Annotated in this window: 5 protein-coding genes; 2 read left to right on the top strand and 3 right to left on the bottom strand. The window is 39.9% G+C overall.

The genetic code is table 11. The features are described from left to right. Window positions 1–120: 120 nt before the first annotated feature. A complete protein-coding gene (locus CDG79_RS27410; RefSeq protein ID WP_094344924.1) occupies window positions 121–474 on the bottom strand; it encodes a hypothetical protein in 354 nt (117 codons plus the stop codon). A gap of 267 nt (window positions 475–741) precedes the next feature. Here CDG79_RS27410 and CDG79_RS27405 point away from each other — a divergent pair, with 267 nt between their 5' ends. Further along, window positions 742–1,449 (top strand): 2OG-Fe(II) oxygenase family protein, encoded by a 708-nt coding sequence (locus CDG79_RS27405; protein ID WP_094344923.1) that lies wholly within the window; start codon window positions 742–744, stop codon window positions 1,447–1,449. A 197-nt stretch (window positions 1,450–1,646) separates the two neighbouring features. Here the strand turns inward: CDG79_RS27405 and CDG79_RS27400 are convergent, their stop codons facing one another. Beyond that, window positions 1,647–2,258 carry a PEP-CTERM sorting domain-containing protein gene (locus tag CDG79_RS27400; RefSeq protein WP_094344922.1) on the bottom strand — a complete coding sequence of 204 codons (612 nt, stop codon included), beginning with the start codon at window positions 2,256–2,258 and terminating at the stop codon, window positions 1,647–1,649. A 668-nt stretch (window positions 2,259–2,926) separates the two neighbouring features. After that, on the bottom strand, window positions 2,927–4,936 hold the full coding sequence (vnfD, locus tag CDG79_RS27395; RefSeq protein WP_094344921.1) for a nitrogenase vanadium-iron protein, alpha chain: 2,010 nt from the start codon (window positions 4,934–4,936) through the stop codon (window positions 2,927–2,929). An 867-nt stretch (window positions 4,937–5,803) separates the two neighbouring features. On the opposite strand from vnfD, the gene CDG79_RS27390 reads away from it, so the two are divergent. After that, window positions 5,804–6,427 carry a TetR/AcrR family transcriptional regulator gene (locus tag CDG79_RS27390; protein ID WP_094344920.1) on the top strand — a complete coding sequence of 208 codons (624 nt, stop codon included), beginning with the start codon at window positions 5,804–5,806 and terminating at the stop codon, window positions 6,425–6,427. Window positions 6,428–6,563: the final 136 nt, after the last annotated feature.

The following is a 6,563-nucleotide window of genomic DNA, read 5'->3' as shown; positions in this document are numbered from 1 at the left end:
ATTGCTGGACAAATGTTTGACAATAACTACGATTTGGCTATGGCAATTATTGATGGCATGGAAGCCAGAAGCGTAAAGGGTGAATATGCCCTTGAGCGTCTTATATTTAATTGTGCCTAGCTACTTATTCACTAATACTCTTGTACGCGAAGCAATGCCGGAGGCGTATTCCATCAAATTTAAAGCAATTCTCCAGCCACTGTGCAAAGCTTGAGCAGTGCCACTAGCTTGAAGAACTAATTGCTTTTCTTGGCAGACTGTACCACTTTCGACTTGATAATGAACTTCGGCACCACAATATTTTAATACTCTGGCTGCTTCTTCAGTAGCGCAAATGGTCATCGGATGACGGGTAGAAAACTCGATTTCACCAGGTTGCTTGCCAATGCCAAGTCCGTAGGTTGTCAAATCTAGGTAGGGAACATCTTCCTGAATTAACCTAGCGATCGCCTCATCTGAGAAGAAAACACTCATTTTAGTTTTATGATCGGCTGACAAATAAATAGCTCAATCAAGATTCACACTAAACCTAATCTCATTCAGTTGTAGGAATTGTAATAATTACTACTATTGTCCCAAATAGTTGGTAACAAAATAACTTTGTTAAGAAAGAATATATACCTCAGTCGCCAAAATTAGTTAAATGCTGAAATTGGAAACTATTGACTTATAATATCAAGCTTGAATTTAGCAATCATACAGATAGTGTAAATTACAAACATAATCCAAAGAAAATTGAGAATGCTAAATTTAGATGCCATTGATCGTACAACAATGCAATCAGTTCCATACAGTTATGCTGTGATAGAGAATTTGTTGCCCAAAGCAGCTAGCTTAGAACTTGCTGCCAGCTTTCCCCAGGAACAGTTTCGCTTATCAATAGGGGAAGGATATGGATACCTTTGGAGTGAGATGCTTGCTAGTAATGAGGATATTGCTTTGATATACAAGTTTTGCCATAGCGCCAGCCCTGAGTTGTCAGATCGTTGGCGCGATCGCATTGCACAAGGAAGATTATCTTCTAATCTTGGTAATCTCAGCAGTCTTTGGCGACAAATGATAGAAGAACTGTGGACACCTGCTTACCGCCAAGCCTTAACACAGATGTCTGGGGTGGAATTGAAAGACTGTGCAATGGTGATTGGGTTTCGTCGATATAATCTAGGTAACAGTCATCGCCCTCATACTGATGAACCATCAAAAGCTTTGACTCATTTGCTATTTTTCAATGAACAATGGCCTATGGACTGGGGTGGTTGTTTGCGAATTCTCCTTAACGAAAAACCAGAATCTGTCTTCCAAGATATTGCACCACTGAACCAGTTTTCGGCCGTGATTGTGCGCTCAGATAATTCCTGGCACATGGTAACTCCAGTAGCCTCGACTGCACTACAGTGCCGATTGGCTCTCAGGATTGCTTTTTTTCACAATCTCGATGCAGGTGCTTAGTCGATAGGAAAAATCCAATCCCTACACAAAAGGCGATCGCCTCTATTTTCTGGAAACAAGTAGTTAACTAAGAATATAAAAGGCAGTTAGCATAGTACAGATTATTCTGATTATATGAGTGCAACTATAGCAGTCATACCTACTTTGTAAGCACATCCCCGACTTATTCACAAGTTGCAGATATGCTTACAAACGATTTAGAAATGCGATATTTTTAAACCTACTTTTCGCTTATACAGTAGTAAAGTTATACCACCCGTGACTAACATGGCAGGTATTGAATCTGATTCAGGAATTGGTGTAATTTGACCCGAACCACTTATTGTGTTGCTAAACTGTCCAAAATCATTCACTCGACGACCGGTAGTAACTAAAAAATATTTCTGTCCTGTAAGGAGTTCTTGGTTGAAAGTAATAGTACTACCATTAGTAGTAGTATTTGCTATAAGAACATTGGTTAATTGTTCAGTAGGATTGAAACTGTCCTGATATAAAGCTAAGAAAATATCCCATTTTCTATTTGCAGGTGGCGTAGGTTCAGATTCACCACTTATATTATATAAACCTGATTGATCGACCGTAAAATCGAATACACTATAAGGTACACTCATTCCCAAATTCCCATCTTTTTCACCACTGATAAGAGTGGGAGGATTCCCTGGTGCTACACGCCGCCAAATCGGTTCATTTGTTGTATCTCCCTCATAAGTAAAGATAGCAGCTTTGGAGGGTTGAGCTGTAGAAACAGTAGCTAATGCTAACCCCAAAATAACCATTAATGGTTTTTGAAAAAACTTCGTTTCTAACATAAATTATCTTCTTGGATTTACTAATAGCTTGGTTCAAAAATGTTGAGGGCAAGAAACTTATCAAGCAGATTCTCCATTGTGAGTGACACTCGATGTATGGCGATCGCATAGATAGGATTGCTGGCAAATGTCTCGACTTCCTCACTAATAATGCTTGAATAGTCCTTAATCTGAGCATTTAAACTTTATGAATTATTCAACAGTATCTATGGCATATTTTTTTATACAAATTTGTGTTTTTGATTGAAGCTATCATACCAACTTGGTTGGAAAAAATCAATTCAACTACGTAATTAAACGCTGACTTTATCAAAACTTTAAGTAAAAAGTTTTTTTATTTCGCACGACTTACACGGATGACAAGACTTAATGAGTAACTACGACTGTGGTGCTTTTACGATGCCTACGGCGAGCGTACCCCTGCTCAAAAGCCAGCTATGCAGAAGCCGTAAACCTTGTGGCATAGCTTTAGGGTGCAGCCTCTGTCTCCGAACACGCTATTCGCGTTCGTAGAGAAGCGATCGCAATCTCTACGACGGGCTACACCTACGCAACATAGCTATTTGCTCTCAAAATCCAAGCAAGTTCTTGCATAGTGCGGGGAATGTGTTTGTTTGCCTTGTGCTTTCTTTCATCGTGAAAGAAAGCAAATGTGGAGGCATAATAGCTTATGAATCTTGTCCCTCGACAATTTCTTTTTGGATAAAACTAATTTGTGCAGCTAATTCTTGCCGAGTAGAAGCTTTAAATAGGTATCGAAAAACAAACCAGATTAAGTAACCAATTCCAGTCAATTCAAAAACTAGATTTAACTGGGGGATTTCATTGATTACATCTAGGACAGCTATAATTATCTTAACTGTAATAGTCGCTGTGATAATTGTAGAAAAACAAATAATTGGCATCTGGTATTCAGTGGAAAAACTACCTAAGTATTTAGGCAATTGCTCCAAAAAGGTAGAGAATTTACCTCCAATATGCTGGCGTTGAGGTAATGGTTGATTATCAGGTATTAGCAATGGTTGATTATCAATTTTTGAACTTTCAAGTACTGCGTAGTTTACCACCGTAGGCATCGGTTCGGTTGATGTAATATCAAAAGATTTGGATTGTTCTATTTCGCTCTCCCGATGCAATGGTTTATCAGCAGATAGTAGAAATGGTTGAGTATCAATTTTTGAACTTTCAAGTACTGCGATAGGTTCGGATAATGTAATATCAAAAGATTTGGATTGTTCTACTTCACTCTCCCCAAGTTTACTATTTTCTTCAGCGATAATAGTTTTCATTTGCTCACCACGGATATCATCCTTAGCCAACTTCATCAAAGGCGAGTAAATGGCATTGTACATATCCCGCGCCATATTCACCGCACCTTCAAAACCCATATAAGGGCCATTGTGGTAGCCGTGACCATTCACATAAGGCAAATGCAACTTCTTCACCAAAGCACCCACCCGTGGCCCAGTCAAAACCAAATCCGGCTTGACCATTTCCAGCACCTCGAAAAATTCGAGTTCATTACCATCATCAATATAGATAGTCCCTTCTTCACCTCTGGCAATTACCTTCTCAAAATCCTCTTGGTGTCCAAACTTCGACGACATCGCCACGACGTGCATTCCTAAATCGTCTTCTAGAGCCTTCGTCCAGTGCCATAAACGTGGGCCTCCTGTCCAAATACAGACTTTTTTGCCTGTCAAGCGCTCTTTATACCACTCAAGCTTCGATTCATATTTTGCCACTTCTTCCGCAATCACCGCTTCGGCTCTATCTTCAATTCCAAAGAAAGCCCCGATTTTGCGTAACCCTTCCTTAGCATAATCAAAGCCCCAAGTATCCACATCGATCCGGGGAATGCCATATTTTTTCTTTAACTCATTGGCAATATACCCCGCAGAACGGGCACAATTAGTCACATTCAACTGCGCTCTGTGCATCCCACGTAAGGAGTCATAAGTACCATTGCCGGTAAAATGGGCAATAATTTGGATGCCCATTTTTTCCATGTACTTTTCCATCACAAAGGTATCGCCTTGGATGTTGTAGTCACCAATCACATTAATTGTGTATGGGCTGGTAATTTCCGGCTCATAGGTTCCTACTTTGTCAGTCATCCACCCCATGTTGAACACGTGGTGTCCTTTGGATTGACTCACCCCAGCAAAACCGGGACACTCAACGGTGAAGATATCGACATCACCAAGTTCTTTTTCGACTTCTTTGACTACAGGCTTAATATCATCGCCAATCAAAGCAGTAGAGCAGGTGGTGTACACCATCATCCGCTTGATGTCAGGAAATTCGGCAAAGGCTTCCAGCATCGCTTTTTTCAGCAGCTTTTCACCACCGAAGACAACGTGCTGTTCCTTCATGTCTGATGACCAGACATATTTGAGTTGGAAGTTGCCATTGTCGCTGGGATAGCGTTTGGTGTGCCATGTGTCATAGGCACAGCCTACAGGCCCATGTATCAACTGGATAGTGTCTTTGAGAACACCACCAATTACTAGCTTTGCACCACAATAGCTGCATCCGCGCTCAGATAATGAGCCGGGAATGGTTTCGACGTGGGCGCTAGGGAGAAACTGGGTTGTATCTTCTCCTTTTTCTTTTATATATATGTGCTTCTCCCGTTCGGGAATAGTTTCGTCGCACTTAAACAACTTCATTGGCATGGCTGATTGCTCCTTGTGCAATAGCTAAGAAGAAGAATGATTCTTCTATCTGTTTAATTTTGTCAGAAACTTCTTGGAGTTCCTTGATTTCAAAATCCTATCAACCTTTTTAATTAATAATAGTAAATCTGATAACAATAACGCTAATTAATATTCCAAAATAGAAATAAAACCAATTTATAATAGACAGTTCTGTCTAGATTTAAAGCAATCTAAATCTTCTTATATATAAGACTTTTGTTAATAAAAATAGACAGACTATTCTAACTATATATGAGAGCGTAAATCATTTAATTGCTATCCTGATTCTGGCTGCTTCAGTTGGATAAATCGGCGATAGTTGCTCAGATCAAAACAATAGGAAAAACGCAATTGTTTACTTTTAAGCTTTCTAGCTGATGAGTAATTGTAACCACGAATACTCTTTGTAAATTAATTGATCGGCGCAAGTAAATTGGCCAGATGTATGATATTCTTGATTTATAGGGAATCTAAACCACTTCACGCACAAAGGATCTCCAAGCATTTGCGCTGTAGTGATGAAGCCAAATCCCATAAGTTAACCAATTGTTTGATGAACTGATGGTCTTGCTCCACAAGTCTCTGGAGGATTGTGGAAGTACTTGATCGGTAGCAGTTCTGAAGTTCGGGGGGACTTTGGTCTGCTTGCAGTTCATCAATCACTTTTGGGATAAACCTTTTATTATTTACAGATAGTGTTTTCTTAAATCCTCAGAAATAATCGAAGCTTTGGCGAATGAAAAAATAGAATAAGCAATCGATAAATAATATTATTTGCTATTTAACCAATTGGGTAAAACAAACTTAATTGAACTTCCAGATTAATTAAATAGCCTGGTGTTTAAAATGACTAAACCGAAAATAATCCGTAAATCTGTTCGCGATCGCATCCTAAGTACAGCATCAGGCTTATTTTACCGAGAGGGAATTCGCAATGTCGGTATTGACAGAATTGTTGCGGAATCTGGCGTTGCAAAAATGTCACTCTACAATCATTTCAAGTCAAAAGATGCATTGATTGAAGCGTGGCTGCGACAACAAGATATAGAATGGTGCGAATGGCTCAAAACCACCATTGAGCAACGAGGTTCTAACCCATCCCAACAATTACTGGCAATATTTGATGCCCTGCGGGAATGGTTTGAAGGCCCAGATTTCCGAGGTTGTGCATTCATTAATGCTTCAGTGGAACTAGCCAATGCTGACCATCCTGGACATCGAGTGGCATTGGAACATCAACAATCGATTTACCGCTATATCAAGAGCCTAGCTCAAGCCGCAGAAGTTTCATCACCGGAACAGTTAGCCAGACAACTGCTTCTGTTGGTGCAAGGTGCGATCGTGGTTGCGATGATGGAAGGAAGTTGGTCAACCGCTTCACAGGCGAAAAAAGTCGCGGCAACACTAATCCAGAGTGCATCAAAATCCGGCATTACCGAAACAGTTTTGACTGCCCAGTTAGAGTGCTGAGTATATTCATAAACCCGAACAAATACTTGCACCAGATGATGGTTTTAATAAGATAAATACTGCCGGGTGTAAAATTTTAGAGTATTTTGCTAACTAGACTGAATAAATTCTTCTTTCTCCCGCTATTTCTAGTATA

The sequence above is a fragment of the Nostoc sp. 'Peltigera membranacea cyanobiont' 232 genome (genome assembly GCF_002245985.1).
GTDB lineage: Bacteria > Cyanobacteriota > Cyanobacteriia > Cyanobacteriales > Nostocaceae > Nostoc.
This window is presented reverse-complemented; position numbering and strand designations above follow the sequence as displayed.